Origin of the sequence: Citrobacter sp. H12-3-2 (genome assembly GCF_009649895.1) — a bacterium.
GTDB lineage: Bacteria > Pseudomonadota > Gammaproteobacteria > Enterobacterales > Enterobacteriaceae > Citrobacter > Citrobacter portucalensis.
Genome location: NZ_CP045837.1, coordinates 4,897,599 through 4,916,258 on the forward strand (window position 1 = coordinate 4,897,599; position 18,660 = coordinate 4,916,258).

At 52.2% G+C, this 18,660-nt stretch carries 11 protein-coding genes, 1 tRNA gene and 2 rRNA genes; 4 read left to right on the forward strand and 10 right to left on the reverse strand.

The window, feature by feature from the left end; translation table 11 throughout:
• Positions 1 to 29: 29 nt before the first annotated feature.
• From GHC22_RS23260 to GHC22_RS23270, 3 genes are all read right to left on the reverse strand, one after another.
• Positions 30 to 2,937: ribosomal RNA gene (locus GHC22_RS23260) — 23S ribosomal RNA — on the reverse strand.
• Between the two features lie 221 nt (positions 2,938 to 3,158).
• Positions 3,159 to 3,234: transfer RNA gene (locus tag GHC22_RS23265), tRNA-Glu, on the reverse strand.
• Positions 3,235 to 3,319: 85 nt separating this feature from the next.
• Positions 3,320 to 4,861, reverse strand: a 16S ribosomal RNA gene (locus tag GHC22_RS23270).
• The 16S and 23S rRNA genes sit together here with 1 tRNA gene alongside, the layout of an rRNA operon.
• 481 nt (positions 4,862 to 5,342) lie before the next feature.
• Here GHC22_RS23270 and GHC22_RS23275 point away from each other — a divergent pair.
• Entirely contained in the window at positions 5,343 to 6,047 is a 705-nt protein-coding gene (locus GHC22_RS23275; RefSeq protein ID WP_003023753.1) for a FadR/GntR family transcriptional regulator, read from the forward strand.
• 1 nt (position 6,048) lies between these two features.
• Positions 6,049 to 7,476, forward strand: a complete 1,428-nt coding sequence (gene mdtD, locus GHC22_RS23280; protein WP_008786557.1) for a multidrug transporter subunit MdtD — start codon at positions 6,049 to 6,051, stop codon at positions 7,474 to 7,476.
• On the opposite strand, the gene rbsR is transcribed toward mdtD, so the two are convergent.
• From rbsR to kup, 7 genes are all read right to left on the reverse strand, one after another.
• Complete coding sequence (gene rbsR, locus GHC22_RS23285) at positions 7,442 to 8,434, reverse strand: ribose operon transcriptional repressor RbsR (protein WP_153753940.1); 993 nt, start codon at positions 8,432 to 8,434, stop codon at positions 7,442 to 7,444. The two genes, mdtD and rbsR, sit on opposite strands and share 35 nt — an antisense overlap.
• A gap of 3 nt (positions 8,435 to 8,437) precedes the next feature.
• Complete coding sequence (gene rbsK / locus GHC22_RS23290; RefSeq protein ID WP_008786556.1) at positions 8,438 to 9,367, reverse strand: ribokinase; 930 nt, start codon at positions 9,365 to 9,367, stop codon at positions 8,438 to 8,440.
• Between the two features lie 141 nt (positions 9,368 to 9,508).
• The gene (rbsB, locus tag GHC22_RS23295) at positions 9,509 to 10,399 is read right to left on the reverse strand and encodes a ribose ABC transporter substrate-binding protein RbsB (RefSeq protein WP_003023760.1); all 891 of its coding nucleotides are present in this window, start codon (positions 10,397 to 10,399) and stop codon (positions 9,509 to 9,511) included.
• Between the two features lie 24 nt (positions 10,400 to 10,423).
• Positions 10,424 to 11,389, reverse strand: coding sequence for a ribose ABC transporter permease (gene rbsC, locus GHC22_RS23300; RefSeq protein ID WP_003826999.1), 966 nt, complete (start codon positions 11,387 to 11,389; stop codon positions 10,424 to 10,426).
• A 5-nt stretch (positions 11,390 to 11,394) separates the two neighbouring features.
• Positions 11,395 to 12,900, reverse strand: a complete 1,506-nt coding sequence (gene rbsA / locus GHC22_RS23305; RefSeq protein ID WP_003023764.1) for a ribose ABC transporter ATP-binding protein RbsA — start codon at positions 12,898 to 12,900, stop codon at positions 11,395 to 11,397.
• Positions 12,901 to 12,907: 7 nt separating this feature from the next.
• A complete protein-coding gene (rbsD, locus tag GHC22_RS23310) occupies positions 12,908 to 13,327 on the reverse strand; it encodes a D-ribose pyranase (RefSeq protein WP_032945475.1) in 420 nt (139 codons plus the stop codon).
• 192 nt (positions 13,328 to 13,519) lie between these two features.
• Complete coding sequence (gene kup, locus GHC22_RS23315) at positions 13,520 to 15,388, reverse strand: low affinity potassium transporter Kup (RefSeq protein WP_003827003.1); 1,869 nt, start codon at positions 15,386 to 15,388, stop codon at positions 13,520 to 13,522.
• A 329-nt stretch (positions 15,389 to 15,717) separates the two neighbouring features.
• Here kup and ravA point away from each other — a divergent pair, with 329 nt between their 5' ends.
• Both ravA and viaA read left to right on the forward strand, forming a co-directional pair.
• Positions 15,718 to 17,214 (forward strand): ATPase RavA, encoded by a 1,497-nt coding sequence (gene ravA, locus GHC22_RS23320; protein WP_020996042.1) that lies wholly within the window; start codon positions 15,718 to 15,720, stop codon positions 17,212 to 17,214.
• Positions 17,208 to 18,659, forward strand: a complete 1,452-nt coding sequence (gene viaA, locus GHC22_RS23325; RefSeq protein ID WP_008786554.1) for an ATPase RavA stimulator ViaA — start codon at positions 17,208 to 17,210, stop codon at positions 18,657 to 18,659. The genes ravA and viaA overlap by 7 nt, the downstream gene beginning before the upstream one ends.
• The last annotated feature ends 1 nt before the right edge of the window (position 18,660 follow it).

Genomic DNA, 18,660 nt, shown 5'->3' on the forward strand with positions numbered 1-18,660 from the left:
TCTCTTCGCCAAAACATCTTCGGCGTTGTAAGGTTAAGCCTCACGGTTCATTAGTATCGGTTAGCTCAATGTATCGCTACACTTACACACCCGACCTATCAACGTCGTCGTCTTCAACGTTCCTTCAGGACTCTCAGGGAGTCAGGGAGAACTCATCTCGGGGCAAGTTTCGTGCTTAGATGCTTTCAGCACTTATCTCTTCCGCATTTAGCTACCGGGCAATGCCATTGGCATGACAACCCGAACACCAGTGATGCGTCCACTCCGGTCCTCTCGTACTAGGAGCAGCCCCCCTCAATTCTCCAGCGCCCACGGCAGATAGGGACCGAACTGTCTCACGACGTTCTAAACCCAGCTCGCGTACCACTTTAAATGGCGAACAGCCATACCCTTGGGACCTACTTCAGCCCCAGGATGTGATGAGCCGACATCGAGGTGCCAAACACCGCCGTCGATATGAACTCTTGGGCGGTATCAGCCTGTTATCCCCGGAGTACCTTTTATCCGTTGAGCGATGGCCCTTCCATTCAGAACCACCGGATCACTAAGACCTGCTTTCGCACCTGCTCGAGCCGTCACTCTCGCAGTCAAGCTAGCTTATGCCTTTGCACTAACCTCCTGATGTCCGACCAGGATTAGCTAACCTTCGTGCTCCTCCGTTACTCTTTAGGAGGAGACCGCCCCAGTCAAACTACCCACCAGACACTGTCCGCAACCCGGATTACGGGTCTACGTTAGAACACCAGCCATTAAAGGGTGGTATTTCAAGGATGGCTCCATGCAGACTGGCGTCCACACTTCAAAGCCTCCCACCTATCCTACACATCAAGGACCAGTGTTCAGTGTCAAGCTATAGTAAAGGTTCACGGGGTCTTTCCGTCTTGCCGCGGGTACACTGCATCTTCACAGCGAGTTCAATTTCACTGAGTCTCGGGTGGAGACAGCCTGGCCATCATTACGCCATTCGTGCAGGTCGGAACTTACCCGACAAGGAATTTCGCTACCTTAGGACCGTTATAGTTACGGCCGCCGTTTACCGGGGCTTCGATCAAGAGCTTCTCCTTACGGATAACCCCATCAATTAACCTTCCGGCACCGGGCAGGCGTCACACCGTATACGTCCACTTTCGTGTTTGCACAGTGCTGTGTTTTTAATAAACAGTTGCAGCCAGCTGGTATCTTCGACTGATTTCAGCTCCATGGGTAAACCACTTCACCTACATATCAGCGTGCCTTCTCCCGAAGTTACGGCACCATTTTGCCTAGTTCCTTCACCCGAGTTCTCTCAAGCGCCTTGGTATTCTCTACCTGACCACCTGTGTCGGTTTGGGGTACGATTTCGTGTTACCTGATGCTTAGAGGCTTTTCCTGGAAGCAGGGCATTTGTTACTTCAGCACCGTAGTGCCTCGTCATCACACCTCAGCGTTAATAAGGTACCGGATTTACCTGGAACCTCCGCCTACATGCTTAAACCGGGACAACCGTCGCCCGGCTAACATAGCCTTCTCCGTCCCCCCTTCGCAGTAACACCAAGTACAGGAATATTAACCTGTTTCCCATCGACTACGCCTTTCGGCCTCGCCTTAGGGGTCGACTCACCCTGCCCCGATTAACGTTGGACAGGAACCCTTGGTCTTCCGGCGTGCGGGTTTTTCACCCGCATTATCGTTACTTATGTCAGCATTCGCACTTCTGATACCTCCAGCATACCTCACGATACACCTTCAACGGCTTACAGAACGCTCCCCTACCCAACAACACATAGTGTCGCTGCCGCAGCTTCGGTGCATGGTTTAGCCCCGTTACATCTTCCGCGCAGGCCGACTCGACCAGTGAGCTATTACGCTTTCTTTAAATGATGGCTGCTTCTAAGCCAACATCCTGGCTGTCTGTGCCTTCCCACATCGTTTCCCACTTAACCATGACTTTGGGACCTTAGCTGGCGGTCTGGGTTGTTTCCCTCTTCACGACGGACGTTAGCACCCGCCGTGTGTCTCCCGTGATAACATTCTTCGGTATTCGCAGTTTGCATCGGGTTGGTAAGTCGGGATGACCCCCTAGCCGAAACAGTGCTCTACCCCCGAAGATGAGTTCACGAGGCGCTACCTAAATAGCTTTCGGGGAGAACCAGCTATCTCCCGGTTTGATTGGCCTTTCACCCCCAGCCACAAGTCATCCGCTAATTTTTCAACATTAGTCGGTTCGGTCCTCCAGTTAGTGTTACCCAACCTTCAACCTGCCCATGGCTAGATCACCGGGTTTCGGGTCTATACCCTGCAACTTAACGCCCAGTTAAGACTCGGTTTCCCTTCGGCTCCCCTATTCGGTTAACCTTGCTACAGAATATAAGTCGCTGACCCATTATACAAAAGGTACGCAGTCACACCCCAAAGGGTGCTCCCACTGCTTGTACGTACACGGTTTCAGGTTCTTTTTCACTCCCCTCGCCGGGGTTCTTTTCGCCTTTCCCTCACGGTACTGGTTCACTATCGGTCAGTCAGGAGTATTTAGCCTTGGAGGATGGTCCCCCCATATTCAGACAGGATACCACGTGTCCCGCCCTACTCTTCGAGTTCACAACACATGCACTTTTGTGTACGGGACTTTCACCCTGTATCGTGCGACTTTCCAGACGCTTCCACTAACACACATGCTGATTCAGACTCTGGGCTGCTCCCCGTTCGCTCGCCGCTACTGGGGGAATCTCGGTTGATTTCTTTTCCTCGGGGTACTTAGATGTTTCAGTTCCCCCGGTTCGCTTCATTACGCTATGTATTCACGTAATGATAGTGTGACGAATCACACTGGGTTTCCCCATTCGGAAATCGCCGGTTATAACGGTTCATATCACCTTACCGACGCTTATCGCAGATTAGCACGTCCTTCATCGCCTCTGACTGCCAGGGCATCCACCGTGTACGCTTAGTCGCTTAACCTCACAACCCGAAGATGTTTCTTTCGATTCATCATCGACTTGCAAAAATTTGAGAGACTCGAACACACCATTTTTCATTTCTTATTACGGAGAAATGAAACAGTGTGTCGTTTCAATTTTCAGCTTGATCCAGATTTTTAAAGAGCAAATATCTCAAACGTGACTCGTAAGTCAGTTTTGAGATACTTCGGTCGGCGACTTTCACTCACACATACCAGCAAGTGGCGTCCCCTAGGGGATTCGAACCCCTGTTACCGCCGTGAAAGGGCGGTGTCCTGGGCCTCTAGACGAAGGGGACACTGAAGTCTCAATCGCAAGACGCCTTGCTATTTACTTTTCATCAGACAATCTGTGTGAGCACTACAAAGGCAGGTTCTTTAAGGTAAGGAGGTGATCCAACCGCAGGTTCCCCTACGGTTACCTTGTTACGACTTCACCCCAGTCATGAATCACAAAGTGGTAAGCGCCCTCCCGAAGGTTAAGCTACCTACTTCTTTTGCAACCCACTCCCATGGTGTGACGGGCGGTGTGTACAAGGCCCGGGAACGTATTCACCGTGGCATTCTGATCCACGATTACTAGCGATTCCGACTTCATGGAGTCGAGTTGCAGACTCCAATCCGGACTACGACATACTTTATGAGGTCCGCTTGCTCTCGCGAGGTCGCTTCTCTTTGTATATGCCATTGTAGCACGTGTGTAGCCCTACTCGTAAGGGCCATGATGACTTGACGTCATCCCCACCTTCCTCCAGTTTATCACTGGCAGTCTCCTTTGAGTTCCCGGCCGAACCGCTGGCAACAAAGGATAAGGGTTGCGCTCGTTGCGGGACTTAACCCAACATTTCACAACACGAGCTGACGACAGCCATGCAGCACCTGTCTCAGAGTTCCCGAAGGCACCAAAGCATCTCTGCTAAGTTCTCTGGATGTCAAGAGTAGGTAAGGTTCTTCGCGTTGCATCGAATTAAACCACATGCTCCACCGCTTGTGCGGGCCCCCGTCAATTCATTTGAGTTTTAACCTTGCGGCCGTACTCCCCAGGCGGTCGACTTAACGCGTTAGCTCCGGAAGCCACGCCTCAAGGGCACAACCTCCAAGTCGACATCGTTTACGGCGTGGACTACCAGGGTATCTAATCCTGTTTGCTCCCCACGCTTTCGCACCTGAGCGTCAGTCTTTGTCCAGGGGGCCGCCTTCGCCACCGGTATTCCTCCAGATCTCTACGCATTTCACCGCTACACCTGGAATTCTACCCCCCTCTACAAGACTCTAGCCTGCCAGTTTCGGATGCAGTTCCCAGGTTGAGCCCGGGGATTTCACATCCGACTTGACAGACCGCCTGCGTGCGCTTTACGCCCAGTAATTCCGATTAACGCTTGCACCCTCCGTATTACCGCGGCTGCTGGCACGGAGTTAGCCGGTGCTTCTTCTGCGAGTAACGTCAATTGCTGCGGTTATTAACCACAACACCTTCCTCCTCGCTGAAAGTACTTTACAACCCGAAGGCCTTCTTCATACACGCGGCATGGCTGCATCAGGCTTGCGCCCATTGTGCAATATTCCCCACTGCTGCCTCCCGTAGGAGTCTGGACCGTGTCTCAGTTCCAGTGTGGCTGGTCATCCTCTCAGACCAGCTAGGGATCGTCGCCTAGGTGAGCCGTTACCCCACCTACTAGCTAATCCCATCTGGGCACATCCGATGGCAAGAGGCCCGAAGGTCCCCCTCTTTGGTCTTGCGACGTTATGCGGTATTAGCTACCGTTTCCAGTAGTTATCCCCCTCCATCGGGCAGTTTCCCAGACATTACTCACCCGTCCGCCACTCGTCACCCAAGGAGCAAGCTCCTCTGTGCTACCGTTCGACTTGCATGTGTTAGGCCTGCCGCCAGCGTTCAATCTGAGCCATGATCAAACTCTTCAATTTAAAAGTTTGATGCTCAATGAATTAAACTTCGTAATGAATTACGTGTTCACTCGTTGAGACTTGGTATTCATTTTTCGTCTTGCGACGTTAAGAATCCGTATCTTCGAGTGCCCACACAGATTGTCTGATAAATTGTTAAAGAGCAGTGCCGCTTCGCTTTTTCTCAGCGGCGCGGGGTGTGCATATTACGCCATCCCGCTACGAAGTCAAGCATTTAATTTCGCTTTCTTCGCCGGAGTTCTCAGTGGAACCCCGCTGACCCGGCGGCTTGTAATCCGTTGTTCCGTGTCAGTGGAGGCGCATTATAGGGAGTTATTTCAGGCTGACAAGGGGAAATTTAAAATAACTTTCCGAGTGCGTATTTTTTCACCAAAACCACCATTAACATGCCATAAAATAAGCAAATTGCCGTTTTTGCAGCCGCAATCACACTTCCAGGTGGCATACTAATGAATAAGAAAAAGAGTAAGGAAGAACATTCATGCCGTTAAATGCCCAACAGCTAGCCGCACAGAAAAACTTGTCCTACGTTCTGGCCGAAAAGCTGGCTCAGCGAATATTAAAAGGTGAATACGCACCGGGTGCGATATTGCCTGGAGAAATAGAGCTGGGCGATCAGTTTGGCGTGAGTCGCACCGCAGTAAGAGAGGCAGTAAAAACATTAACGGCAAAAGGTATGGTATTACCGCGCCCACGTATTGGTACACGCGTCATGCCGCAAGCAAACTGGAACTTCCTTGACCAGGAGCTGCTCACCTGGTGGATGACAGAAGATAATTTCCCGCAGGTCATTAAACATTTTCTGGTGATGCGTATCAGCCTGGAGCCTCAGGCGTGCTTACTGGCAGCGACTATAGGTACGGCTGAACAGAAAGCGCACCTCAACACGCTGATGGAAGAGATGGTCGAGCTGAAAAGAAACTTCAGACGCGAACGCTGGATTGAGGTTGATATCGCCTGGCATGAGCACATCTATGAAATGAGTGCGAATCCGTTCCTTATTTCCTTTGCATCTCTGTTCCATTCGGTTTACCAGACCTACTTTACCTCTATTACCTATAACGATGTGGTGAAACTGGATTTGCACCAGGCCATTGTCGACGCAATAGATGATAACGATGGCGATCGCGCCTTTGCTGCCTGTCAGGCATTGCTGATAGCACCGAACGTGCTACCGGATAAATAATATGTCAGAAAAGAAATCACGCAGTATGGCCGGGCTACCGTGGATAGCAGCCATGGCCTTTTTTATGCAGGCACTAGACGCCACGATCCTCAATACCGCCCTACCCGCAATAGCACATAGTCTTAACCGCTCTCCACTCGCCATGCAGTCGGCCATTATCAGCTATACCCTGACTGTCGCGATGCTGATCCCGGTAAGTGGTTGGCTGGCAGACCGATTTGGTACCCGACGCGTCTTTATGATTGCCGTTAGCCTGTTTACGTTGGGATCGCTGGCCTGCGCGCTGTCCAGTTCCTTAAGCGAGCTGGTGATTTTCCGTGTCATTCAGGGGATCGGTGGCGCCATGATGATGCCCGTTGCCCGTCTGGCATTATTGCGTGCTTACCCCCGCAGCGAACTGCTTCCCGTGCTTAACTTCGTCACCATGCCAGGACTTGTGGGGCCGATTTTAGGTCCGGTATTGGGCGGTGTACTGGTTACATGGGCCAGTTGGCACTGGATCTTCCTGATTAATATTCCAATTGGCATTGCCGGTATCTTCTATGCCCGCAAATATATGCCGAACTTCACCACGCCACGCCGCGGTTTTGATATGACCGGTTTCTTTCTGTTTGGTTTGAGCCTGGTGTTGTTTTCCAGCGGCGTTGAATTGTTCGGTGAGAAGCTTGTCGAGACCTGGGTCGCACTCGGTATTATTCTTGCCAGTGTGTTGTTACTACTCGCCTATATTCGCCATGCGCGTCGCCACCCAACGCCGCTGATATCGCTTCCGATATTTAAGACTCGGACCTTTTCTGTTGGGATCGCCGGAAACCTCGCCACTCGCCTGGGTACAGGCTGTGTGCCCTTCTTAATGCCGCTGATGTTGCAGGTAGGATTTGGATATCCGGCTCTGATAGCCGGCTGCATGATGGCGCCAACAGCGTTAGGTTCAATTCTGGCAAAATCCATGGTGACGCAGGTACTGCGCAAACTCGGCTACAGGACCACATTGGTGGGTGTTACGGTATTTATCGGCCTGATGATTGCGCAGTTCGCTTTGCAATCTCCTGCCATGCCGATCTGGATGCTAATCCTGCCGTTGTTCATTTTAGGTATGGCGATGTCCACACAGTTTACTTCAATGAATACCATCACTCTGGCGGATCTGACCGATGAAAACGCCAGCAGCGGCAACAGCGTATTGGCCGTTACTCAGCAGTTATCAATCAGTTTAGGGGTTGCCATCAGCGCCGCCGTTCTGCGTATCTATGAAGGTATGGAAGGAACCAATACGGTCGAACAGTTCCACTACACCTTTATGACGATGGGCGCTATCACAGTAATATCCGCGCTGATGTTCATGCTGCTAAAAGCCAAAGATGGACGTAACCTGATCAAAGATCGGCACAAACCTAAACCGACCCCCGCTCCATCAGAACAGGAGTAAGCTGCAAACGCTGTTGCTGTAATGCGGGCTGCGCCATCCGGTGAATTAATACATCGATGGCCAGTTCGCCCAATTCATCTTTTGGTTGGTGGATGGTCGTCAGGGGCGGCGTCATATAGCGCGCCAGCTCGATATCATCGTAACCCACCACAGCCATATCCTGCGGAATGCGCAATCCTGACTGGTACAGAGCCTGATACGCGCCAACTGCCATTGCATCATTGCCGGTAAAAACAGCCTGCGGTCGCTGTTTATGCGACAGCAACGTTTGCATAGCTTCAAAGCCGCCGCCGAACTCAAAGTCACCGGTAATCTCGTAGCCTTCCGGGACAGGCAACCCCGCCCGCTTCATTGCTGCCCGATATCCTTCCAGACGCAAACGCGCCGGGGTTTTATCCAGCGGCCCGGTGATGCAGGCAATGCGCGTAAAACCTTTTTCGATAAGATGTTGCGTGGCTAAATCCCCGCCCAGCAAGGAGTTATCCTGAATCAGATCGCTTTCACCATCAAAAGGCGACCAGTCCATCATCACGGTCGGTATAGAAGGATAACGCTGCATTATCTCTCTGGAAGGCTGATGTGTTTCGGTGCAGAGCAGCAACAAGCCGTCCACACGTTTTTGCATCAGAGTTTCCAGGTTACGGTTCATGCGCTGTTCATCGCCTTCGGTATTGCACAGCACCAGGCTGTAGCCGCGCTCAAAACAGCTACGTTCAACGCCGCGCACTAGTTCAGAATAGAAGGGATTGGTACTGGCAGTGATTAACATGCCAATCGTGCGGGTCTGGTTTAACTTGAGGCTACGCGCCAGCGCGGAGGGCGCGTAGTTAAGCGCTTTAATCGCAGCTTCTACTTTGCCTGTGACGGACTCACTGACAAAGCGATCTTTATTAATGACGTGAGAAACCGTCGACGTGGAAACACCCGCCAGGCGGGCGACGTCCTTCATTGTAGCCAAGCGTTACCTCTGTTGACTTAAAAACGCTTCTATTTCTTCGCGCCACGGAACGGAAGGCTGTGCGCCTTTACGGGTAACCGCAATCGCCGCAGCGGCATGCGCAAAACGGATCGCTTCAGGCAGCGGAGTCTCTTCCAGCAACGCTGTAATTAACGCGCCATTAAAGGTGTCTCCAGCGGCAATAGTATCAACGGCTTCCACTTTAAAACCGGGCACACGCTGTCCTTCGCCATTAACGCTGGCCCACACACCGCGACTACCTAAGGTAATCAGTACAGTATGGATACCTTTAGCGTGCAATGCCTGCGCCGCTTTGGCCGCGTCTTCATCATTTTCGACCCGGATCCCCGTCAGCTTTTCAGCCTCGGTTTCATTCGGGGTAATAATATCCACCAGCGCCAGCAGTTCATCAGAAAGTTCACGAGCCGGTGCCGGGTTCAGGGCGACCATGGTCTTATTTTGATGTGCAATCTTTGCTGCAGTCAGTACGCTTTCGATCGGCGATTCTAACTGCATCAGTAAGGCGGAGGCCTGCGCAATGCGATCGCGCTGTGCTTCCACCAACGCTGGCGAAAGAGCTGCGTTCGCTCCGGCATGAATGCCGATAACGTTCTCACCTTCACCATTCACAAAAATCAACGCCACACCGGTCGATTCCCCCGAAATTACGCTAATCGGCGCAATATCGATGTTGTCTTTGGCTAACTGTTTACGCACACTTTCGCCAATATCATCATCGCCCGTACAGGCAATGAATGCGATATTCGCGCCACTACGACCCGCAGCAACAGCCTGATTCGCGCCTTTACCGCCAAATGCGACCTGATAATGGCTACCAGTTACGGTTTCACCAGGTGTCGGGAAAGAGTTAAGGTTAAGGATGTGATCGGCATTGATACTGCCAAGAACAACGAGGTTGCCTGCGGTTTTCATATTTGGTGTTCCAAGTCAAAGTGCGCCACCGGGTTAGGGTGGCGCGTGCCCTGCTTTTCTTTTTACGCTTTCATCCCCAAAATCAGATACGGGGATGGCGTATTTATGTCTCCATCAGGCCGCGAGCGACCTGAATCGGTATTACTGCTTGATGACCAGCTTCAGGTCAACCGGATATTTAGCCTGAACCTTCTCGCCTTTCAGGACTTTATCCGCAGTCTCAACGCCTTTCGCGCCGATCTGATCCGGCAACTGAGCAATGGTCGCAGCCAGTTTGCCATCATTTACTGCTTTTTCGCCATCTGGAGTGCCGTCAAATCCAACCACCATCACGTCAGATTTACCCGCGGTTTGCAGTGCGCGCAGCGCACCCAGCGCCATTTCATCGTTCTGGGCAAATACGGCCTGCACATCAGGATGCGCGGTCAGCAGGTTCTGCATGACGTTCAGACCTTTGGTGCGGTCGAAGTCTGCCGGCTGGCTGGCCAGTACGTTAAATTTGTGTGCCGCAACGGCCTGCTGGAAACCTTCGCCACGCTCACGCGCCGCTGAAGTTCCGGCAATCCCCTGCAGTTCGATAACTTTCGCGCCTTCACCTGCTTTCTTCGCGATGTAATCACCCGCAATTTTGCCACCCAACACGTTATCAGACGCGATGTGGCTTACCACTTCGCCTTTGGAGGCAACACGGTCAAGGGTAATAACCGGAATTTTTGCCTGGTTAGCCATCTTCACAGCATTACCAACGGCATCAGAGTCAGTCGGGTTGATCAGCAGAATTTTAGTTCCACGAACCGTTAAGTCCTGAACGTTAGCCAGCTCTTTCGCCGGATTGTTCTGCGAGTCCAGAATCACCAGGTTGTAACCCAGCTTATCCGCCTCTTTTTGCGCCCCATCCTTCAGAGAAACAAAGAACGGGTTGTTGAGGGTGGAGACCACCAGCGCAATGGTATCTTTCGCCATCGCATTCGCGCTCACGGTGGCGCTCAGCGCAACAGCAGAAACCAGGGTAGCCAGTTTTTTCATGTTCATATTTAAGATGTCCTGTAATCGTTGTTACTGCTTTTTGTTGTCTACCAGTACCGCCAGCAAAATCACCACCGCTTTGACGATCATCTGGTAATAGGAGGATACACCTAACAAATTCAAACCATTATTGAGGAAACCAAGAATCAATGCGCCGATCAGCGTCCCAACAATACGTCCTTTACCACCCGCCAGGCTGGTACCGCCTAACACCACCGCTGCGATAGCATCCAGCTCATAGCCAGTACCTGCCGTCGGTTGTGCGGAGGAGAGTCGTGCGACCTCAATGATGCCCGCCAGCGATGCCAGCAGACCGCACAGTGAGTAAACGATAATTTTGATTTTACTGACGCTGATACCGGACAAACGCGTTGCCGCTTCGTTACCGCCCAGCGCGTAGATATAACGGCCCAGACGAGTGTGGTGCAGCATGTACCACGCCGCGAGGAAGACAATCCCCATGATCCACACTGGCGTAGGGATGCCTAACGGACGACCAATACCAAACCAGCCAAACAGATCGGCATTGTCAGTAAATCCGGTATTAACCGGACTGCCGTTGGTGTACACCATGGTCACGCCGCGCAGCAACAGCATCATCACCAGCGTTGCAATAAACGCCTGCACCCGGCCTTTCGCAACAATCACCCCGGTGACTGCGCCAATGGCAGCGCCGAGCGCCAGGGCCGCAGCAACAGCCACCAGCGCATTGACCTCAATCCCTACAATTGAAGCCGCAACCGCGCCGGTAAGCGCCAGCAAGGAACCGACGGACAGATCGATACCCGACGTCAGGATGACCAGCGTCATGCCAACGGCCATGATGGCGTTCACCGACGTTTGCTGGAGAATGTTGAACAGGTTATTAACGGTAAAAAAGTTAGGGCTCATGGTGGAAACAATCGCGATCAGCACTAACAGAGCGATGAGCGACTTTTGCTCCAGAAGCCATGCTTTAGTGAAATAACGGCGACCAGAAACAGCCTGGGTAGTCATCTTTTTTACTCCTGATTCACGCGATTAAGCTTGCCCACAGCGGCAGCCATTAATACTTCCTGAGTGGCCTGCTCGCGAGTGAACTCACCGCCGAGATGCCCTTCATGCATAACGATAATTCGATCGCTCATGCCCAATACTTCTGGCATCTCAGAGGAGACCAGAATGATGCTCAGCCCGTCAGCCTTAAACTGGTTGATAAGCTGATAGATTTCTTTCTTGGCTCCAACGTCAACGCCGCGCGTTGGTTCATCAAGGATCAGCACTTTTGGCCGGGTCATCAGACCGCGCGCAATCGCCACTTTCTGCTGGTTACCACCGGAAAGCAGGCCGATAGCCTGTTCCATTGATGGTGTTTTAACATTGAACAGACGAATAAAATCACCCACCGCCTGCTGCTCATCTTTATGTTTCAGGCTTCCACCGGCGCGGCTGAAATAACGCAGCGCGGTCAGTGACATGTTCTCTTTCACCGACATGCCCAGCACTAAGCCATCGCGTTTACGGTCTTCAGAAATATAGACGATGCCGTTAGCCAACCCATCCTGCGGCGAACGGGTAACCACTTCATGGCCATCAAGCGTGACGTAACCGCTGGTGCGCGGCAATGCGCCGTACAACACTTTCATCAGTTCGGTACGTCCGGCCCCCATCAGCCCGGATACGCCAAGGATCTCGCCTTTACGCAGCGTGAACGAAACATCGTTTACGCCAGGACCGCACAGGTTATCGACCTTCAGGCGAATATCACCCGGCGCTTTTTCCAGGCGCGGGTACTGATCTTCCAGCTTACGTCCCACCATCATTTCAATCAGCGAGTCTTCAGTCAGCGAGGCAACTTCACGTTCGGCAATAAACTGCCCGTCGCGGAAGACGGTTACGTCGTCGCAAATCTCGAAGATCTCTTTCATACGGTGAGAAATATAGACAATGCCGCGTCCCTGGGATTTCAGTTCGCGGATGACGCGGAACAGGGATTCGGTTTCAGTGTCGGTGAGGGCATCCGTCGGTTCATCCATAATGATGACCTTCGATTCAAAGCTCAGCACTTTGGCAATTTCGACCATCTGCTGATCGCCAATCGACAGCTCACCAACCAGTCTGTCGCTTTTAAAGCGCAGATTCAGTTTGGCGAGCAGCAGATCGGCTTCGGCGTACATCTTCTTCCAGTCAATTTTGCCAAAGCGATTCACAAACTCACGGCCAAGAAAAATGTTCTCGGCGATAGTGAGTTGCGGGATCAGGTTCAGCTCCTGGTGGATGATACCTATTCCGGCTTCCTGGGAGGATTTCGGGCCGTTAAAGGTGGTCTCTTTCCCCAGCCACAATAAAGAACCGGCATCACGGGTATAGATCCCGGTCAGCACTTTCATCATGGTGGATTTGCCCGCGCCGTTTTCGCCCACCAGCGCCATTACGCGGCCAGGGTAGACATTCAGCGCGGCACCGGATAGCGCTTTTACGCCCGGGAACGCTTTATCGATCCCTTTGAGTTGCAGTAATGCGTTCATGATGGCCTCAGAACGTGACGCCAGCACAGAGAATGATATTCGCATACGGAGAACATTCTCCGCTGCGAATTACCGCCTGACTGTCTGCGGTTTGTTTTTTGAATTGTTCATGCGTGGTGTAACGAATTTCTATGGTGTTTCCCTGGTGTTGTTGCAGTTGCTCAATGTGGCTGAGCAACGTTTCGTGGAGTTGCGGATTATGTTGTTTAATTTCCGACGCGAGAATGACCGCCTCGACCTGCATTTCACGTGTGACCACATCCAGTACCTGCATAAAAGAAGGTACGCCCTGGGTTAATGCCATATCAATACGCGTTGTGCTGTTCGGGATGGGTAAACCTGCATCACACACCACCAGCGTATCGGTATGCCCCAGACGGGAGATCACCGTTGAAATTTCAGAGTTGAGTACCGTGCCTTTCTTCATTTTCTTTCCCCACTAGCGAAACGTTTCGCTGGAGATAAGTGTAGTGCGAAGAGTGGACAGAAAACCACCGCAACGTTACGAAAATGTGATCGCCATCGAAACGTTTCGCAAGGATTATCATTTGATGAAATGAAAACTGAGAGGGGCAAAACAAAACGCCCCCTTTCGCGATGAAAGAGGGCGTCGATGAGATTAAATCTCTACCTGAGTACCAAGTTCAATAACCCGGTTCGGTGGGATTTCAAACTGGTCCGGCGCGCGCAGCGCGTTGCGCTGTAGCAGCAGATACAGCTTGCCGCGCAGACGCAGGTACCATGGCCGCTTGCCTACAATCAACGACTCATGCGACATGAAGAAGGACGTTTCCATCATCCGACAGCTTAAGCCTTCCAGACCGCAGCGATGGAACACTTCCTCCACGTTCGGCGTTTCGCGCCAACCGTAGCTGGCCACCACGCGCCAGAAGGTGGGCGATAACTGCTCAATCTGCACTCTACGCACGTTGTGAACATAGGGCGCATCTTCCGTGCGCAGCGTCAGCAGAATAACGCGCTCATGCAGCACCTTGTTATGCTTGAGGTTATGCAGAAGCGCAAACGGGATGACGTTCAGTGCGCGGGACATATACACCGCCGTTCCCGGCACGCGTACCGGTGGCGATTTCTCCAGAGAAGCAATCATCGCCTCCAGAGAGTTACCGTGCTCATGCATGCGACGCAGCAGACGGAAGCGTTCGCTTTTCCAGGTGGTCATGATGGTGAACATCACCAGACCCAGCGTCAGAGGCAGCCAACCGCCAGAAATAAGCTTATCGAGGTTCGCAGAGAACAGCGGAACATCGACGCACAAGAACGCCACCAGGATCAGGAAGACGAAGTATTTATTCCAGTGCCAGTTTTTGCGCGCCACGGTGGTAGACAGAATAGATGTCAGTACCATCGTCCCCGTTACCGCAATCCCATACGCCGCGGCCAGATTACTGGAGTGTTCAAAGCTCACAATCACGATAACTACCGCAAAATAGAGCATCCAGTTAACGAAAGGAATGTAAATCTGGCCCGATTCCATTTCCGAGGTATGGATGATACGCATCGGCGATAAATACCCCAGACGTACGGCCTGACGCGTCAGCGAGAAGACGCCGGAGATAACCGCCTGAGAGGCGATGACCGTTGCCAGCGCGGCGAGGATCAACAATGGAATTAATGCCCAGTCCGGCGCCAGCAGGAAAAACGGGTTTTTGATCGCTTCAGGATGCTTTAACAGCAACGCGCCCTGCCCAAAATAGTTCAGCACCAGTGAAGGCAATACCACGGAGAACCATGCCAGACGAATCGGCAATTTACCGAAGTGGCCCATATCCGCATACAGCGCTTCAACACCGGTAATCGACAGCACCACCGCACCCAGCGCGATAAAGGACAGCGTTTTGAATTCGAGGAAGAAATGCACCGCCCAATACGGATTGAGCGCCTGCAGCACTTCCGGATTGCCAATAATACTGCGCACACCTAATACCGCGAGCGTCAGGAACCATAGCAGCATAATCGGCGCAAACAGCTTACCGACCATGCCGGTACCGTGTTTTTGAATCAAAAACAGCAGGGTCAGCACAATTATTGAGAGCGGAACAATCCAGGTATCCAGTTGCGGGGCAACTATCTCCAGACCTTCAATTGCAGACATCACCGAAATGGCTGGCGTAATCACCACTTCACCATAGAAGAAGCTGCCGCCTATCAATCCCATAATGACCAGCATGGAGGTTGTTCGCGCCGAGGTATTGCGCCCGGCCAATGACATCAGCGTCAGGATCCCACCTTCTCCGGCGTTATCTGCGCGCATGACAAACGTCAGGTATTTAATGGAGACAACAAAGATCAGCAGCCAGAAAATCAGCGAGAGAAAACCAAATACGGCATCACGTTCAACGCCAAAACCAAACTGGCCGGACAAACATTCACGAAGCGTATAAAGTGGGCTGGTACCAATATCACCGTAGACAACCCCAATGGCCGCAAGGGTAATCGCAGACAATGATTGTTTATTATCAGTGCTCATAGACTCGTCTTTCGTTTATACACATCATCTCTCAAGCCACTCCGTGTGGGCTGCATTCGTTATTCCCCCCATCCCAGAAGAAAACTCCATTGCCGCCTTGGTGCAGCTTGATTGATTTGGTGTATATATAAGAAATGTGTGCGTCGTCCCTTGGCCCACAAAAAGGCGCACAGTATGCACGATTAATCACAAAATCGTACCCCTAAATGAGACCAGATTAATCTGGCTCAAAGAAAAATAAGCGCACCTTCAGTCTATTACTGCAATGGTGTGAAGCATCTATACTCGCAGTTTATGCAGTACATTTGGCGAAAGGACGCCACTTCATTATGGCTCACCCACATTTATTAGCGGAAAGAATTTCCCGTCTGAGCAATGCGCTGGAAAAGGGACTTTATGAACGTAGCCACGCCATTCGTCTGTGTCTGCTGGCAGCACTCAGCGGCGAGAGCGTTTTCTTATTAGGCCCCCCGGGGATCGCAAAAAGCTTAATTGCCCGCCGACTGAAGTTTGCCTTCCAAAACGCACGCGCTTTTGAATACCTGATGACGCGCTTCTCTACGCCCGAAGAGGTGTTTGGTCCGCTGTCCATTCAGGCGTTAAAAGACGAAGGTCGCTATGAACGCTTAACGGCAGGCTATCTTCCTGAAGCTGAAATCGTTTTTCTCGATGAAATCTGGAAAGCAGGCCCGGCAATCCTTAACACCCTGTTGACCGCCATTAACGAACGTCACTTCCGTAACGGCGCGTATGAAGAAAAAATTCCGATGCGTCTGCTGGTGGCGGCTTCCAACGAACTGCCTGAAGCCGACAGCAGCCTGGAAGCGCTGTACGACCGTATGCTGATTCGTCTGTGGCTGGATAAAGTTCAGGACAAGGCTAATTTCCGCTCCATGCTGTTAAGTCAGCAGGATGAAAGCGACAATCCGGTCCCGGCATCATTGCAGGTGACGGATGAAGAGTATCACCAGTGGCAAAAAGACATTGGTGCGATCAAGCTTCCCGATCGCGTGTTTGAGCTCATTTTCACGCTGCGCCAGCAGTTGGACGTGTTACCGAATGCTCCTTATGTGTCCGATCGTCGCTGGAAAAAAGCGATCCGCTTACTCCAGGCCAGTGCTTTCTTTAGCGGACGCGATGCGGTAGTACCTATCGACCTGATCCTGCTGAAAGATTGCCTGTGGTACGACGCACAAAGCCTGAATCTGATGCAACAACAGCTTGAAATATTGATGACCGGACACGCCTGGCAACAGCAAGCCATGCTGACGCGCCTGGGCAGCATTGTGCAGCGCCGCATTCAGCTCCAGCAGCAGCAAAGCGACAAAACGGCGTTCACGGTGATCCGCCAGGGAGGAATGTTCAGCCGTCGTCCTCATTATGATTTACCGCCAGAAGCCTCGTCTTCTGTCGTGACATTACTGCTGCAAAAGCCTTTAAAACTGCATGATATGGAGGTTATCCATATAGCTTTCGAACGTGGCGCGCTGGAACTGTGGCTAACAAAAGGCGGTGAGATCCGCGGAAAACTAAACGGGATCGGCTTTGCCCAAACGCTGAATATGGAAGTCGATAGCGCACAGCATCTGGTTGTACGCGATGTCAGTTTACAAGGTTCTCGCCTAGCGCTGCCGGGTGCTTCGCAAGAGAGTATGCCCGCAGAGATAAAACAGGAGCTTGAAGCGCTCGATAATGAGTGGCATCAGCAACACAGCGCATTCAGCGAACAGCAAAAATGCCTGTTTATTCATAGCGACTGGTTAGGCCGCATTGAGGCCAGCCTGCAGGATGTCGGGGCGCAAATCCGCCAGGCGCAACAATGCTGACCCTTGATACGCTCAACATCATGCTGGCAGTCAGCGAAGAGGCGATGATCGAAGAGATGATCGTCGCCCTGCTGGCTTCCCCAAAGATGGTGGTATTTTTTAAAAAATTTCCTCGCCTTAAAAAAGCGATCACTGACGACATTCCCCGCTGGCGTGAATCATTGCGTAGCCGCCTCAAAGATACCCATGTACCGCCGGAGCTGATGGAGGAGGTTATGTGCTATCAACAAAGCCAGCTCCTCTCTCATGCGCAGTTTATCGTTCAGCTACCGCAAATATTATCGCTATTGCACCGCCTCCATTCGCCTTGGGCCGGGCAAGCGCAGCAACTGGTCAATGACAACAGCACCTTTACGCCCGCCCTACATACGCTTTTTCTCCAGCGCTGGCGCCTGAGCCTGGTGGTGCAAACCACAACGCTGAATCAGCAACTGCTGGAAGAAGAGCGCGAGCATTTGCTCAGTGAAGTACAAGAACGGATGACCCTCAGCGGGCAACTGGAACCTGTACTGGCAGAAAATGACAACGCAGCAGGCCGGTTGTGGGACATGAGCGCGGGCCAAATCAAGCGCGGTGATTATCAGTTGATGGTGAAATACGGCGAATTTCTGACGCAGCAACCCGAACTCCAGCGCCTGGCCGAGCAGTTAGGTCGTTCCAGAGAGGCGAAATCCGTGCCGCGTAAAGATGCGCCAATGGAAACCTTCCGTACCCTGGTGCGCGAACCGGCAACTGTCCCGGAGCAGGTGGATGGCATCCAGCAAAGTGACGATATCCTGCGCCTGCTACCGCCAGAGCTGGCCACGCTGGGCATTACCGAACTGGAATACGAGTTCTACCGACGGCTGGTGGAAAAGCAACTGCTCACCTACCGCCTGCACGGCGAAGCATGGCGTGAGAAAGTAACGGAACGTCCGGTGGTGCATCAGGATTTTGACGAGCAGCCGCGCGGGCCTTTTATCGTCTGCGTTGATACCTCGGGATCGATGGGCGGATTTAATGAACAGTGTGCGAAAGCCTTTTGTCTGGCGCTAATGCGCGTTGCCCTTGCCGATAACCGGCGCTGTTTCATTATGCTGTTTTCAACAGAAGTGGTGCGCTATGAGCTTTCCGGTCCGGAGGGCATCGAACAGGCGATCCGCTTTTTAAGTCAGCGCTTTCGTGGTGGCACTGATATTGCCAGCTGTTTTCGCGCCATAATTGAGCGCATGCAGGGTCGGGAATGGTTTGATGCAGATGCGGTGGTGATCTCAGATTTTATCGCTCAGCGATTGCCCGATGAGGTCGTCAATAAAGTGGGCGAATTACAGCGGGTACACCAGCACCGTTTTCATGCGGTAGCGATGTCAGCACATGGCAAACCCGGCATCATGCGCATTTTCGATCATATCTGGCGCTTTGATACCGGGATGCGAAGCCGCCTGCTCAGACGCTGGCGGCGTTAAT

Bases quoted from the DNA above. Each gene is read 5' to 3' on its own strand.
- mdtD (WP_008786557.1), top strand. From the start codon at position 6,049: ATGTCAGAAAAGAAATCACGCAGTATGGCCGGGCTACCGTGGATAGCA.
- ravA (WP_020996042.1), top strand. From the start codon at position 15,718: ATGGCTCACCCACATTTATTAGCGGAAAGAATTTCCCGTCTGAGCAAT.
- rbsC (WP_003826999.1), bottom strand. From the start codon at position 11,389: ATGACTACCCAGGCTGTTTCTGGTCGCCGTTATTTCACTAAAGCATGG.
- rbsD (WP_032945475.1), bottom strand. From the start codon at position 13,327: ATGAAGAAAGGCACGGTACTCAACTCTGAAATTTCAACGGTGATCTCC.
- rbsK (WP_008786556.1), bottom strand. From the start codon at position 9,367: ATGAAAACCGCAGGCAACCTCGTTGTTCTTGGCAGTATCAATGCCGAT.
- GHC22_RS23275 (WP_003023753.1), top strand. From the start codon at position 5,343: ATGCCGTTAAATGCCCAACAGCTAGCCGCACAGAAAAACTTGTCCTAC.
- viaA (WP_008786554.1), top strand. From the start codon at position 17,208: ATGCTGACCCTTGATACGCTCAACATCATGCTGGCAGTCAGCGAAGAG.
- kup (WP_003827003.1), bottom strand. From the start codon at position 15,388: ATGAGCACTGATAATAAACAATCATTGTCTGCGATTACCCTTGCGGCC.
- rbsA (WP_003023764.1), bottom strand. From the start codon at position 12,900: ATGAACGCATTACTGCAACTCAAAGGGATCGATAAAGCGTTCCCGGGC.
- rbsB (WP_003023760.1), bottom strand. From the start codon at position 10,399: ATGAACATGAAAAAACTGGCTACCCTGGTTTCTGCTGTTGCGCTGAGC.